This window comes from Pseudoalteromonas sp. S3178, assembly GCF_005886985.1.
Lineage (GTDB): Bacteria > Pseudomonadota > Gammaproteobacteria > Enterobacterales > Alteromonadaceae > Pseudoalteromonas > Pseudoalteromonas carrageenovora.
Genome location: NZ_PNCW01000456.1, coordinates 1 through 246 on the forward strand (window position 1 = coordinate 1; position 246 = coordinate 246).

The 246-nt window shown below is 43.5% G+C and carries 1 protein-coding gene; it reads left to right on the forward strand.

The genetic code is table 11. The features are described 5' to 3' along the window. Nucleotides 1-246: ATP-dependent zinc protease family protein (locus CWC11_RS21735; protein ID WP_171038514.1), on the forward strand; the 246-nt coding region annotated here is incomplete at both ends.

Sequence of the window (246 nt, forward strand, 5' to 3'; positions counted from 1 at the left end):
TTGGATCCATCCCAAACAAGACAATACTGACTATGAAGTCTGTAGTGAAGCAAAAGTAGTGGATGAGCGCGTTGTTACCGATTCGGGCGGTCATAAAGAACTACGTTATGTAATAGAAACAAATTTAACTATCGGCAATCAGGCTTGGCCAATTGAAATCACGCTAAGCAATAGAGAAACCATGAAATTTAGAATGTTACTGGGCCGCACGGCGATGCGAGGCCGCATCCTTGTTGATCCAGAACA